Consider the following 796-nt stretch of genomic DNA (forward strand, 5'->3'; position numbering starts at 1 on the left):
CGCCACTGGACCTCAAGGTAACACGGGCGCTACTGGCGCCACTGGACCTCAAGGTAACACAGGCGCTACTGGTGCTACCGGACCTCGAGGTAACACGGGCGCTACTGGCGCCACTGGACCTCAAGGTAACACGGGCGCTACTGGCGCCACTGGACCTCAAGGTAACACAGGCGCTACTGGTGCTACCGGACCTCGAGGTAACACGGGCGCTACTGGCGCTACTGGACCTCAAGGTAACACGGGCGCTACTGGTGCTACCGGACCTCAAGGTAACACAGGACCTGCTGGGGCTACTGGCGCCACTGGTCCTCAAGGGCCTCAAGGTAACACGGGCGCTACTGGCGCTACCGGATCTCAAGGACCTGCTGGTGCTACTGGGGCCACTGGACCTCAAGGACCTCAAGGTAATACGGGCGCTACTGGCGCTACCGGATCTCAGGGACCTCAAGGTAATACAGGGGCTACTGGCGCTACCGGTGCTACTGGTATAGGAGTTACAGGACCGACCGGACCTTCTGGTGGGCCTCCTGGACCGACTGGACCTCAAGGTAACACGGGTGCTACTGGACCTCAAGGACCTCAAGGGCCGGCGGGTGCTACCGGCGCTACTGGACCTCAAGGACCTCAAGGGCCGGCGGGTGCCACTGGTGCCACTGGACCTCAAGGCGTTCAAGGTAACACGGGCGCTACCGGCGCTACTGGACCTCAGGGTGCTCAAGGGCCGGCGGGTGCTACTGGTGCTACTGGACCTCAAGGCGTTCAAGGTAATACAGGTGCTACTGGTGCCACTGGACCT

Annotated in this window: 1 pseudogene; it reads left to right on the forward strand. The window is 62.2% G+C overall.

Annotation, left to right across the window (positions count from 1 at the left end):
- Positions 1 to 796, forward strand: a pseudogene (locus tag PDQ40_RS28045) (Gly-Xaa-Xaa repeat protein); the annotation flags it as partial.

Source organism: Bacillus cereus group sp. Bc061, from assembly GCF_027715825.1.
Lineage (GTDB): Bacteria > Bacillota > Bacilli > Bacillales > Bacillaceae_G > Bacillus_A > Bacillus_A paranthracis.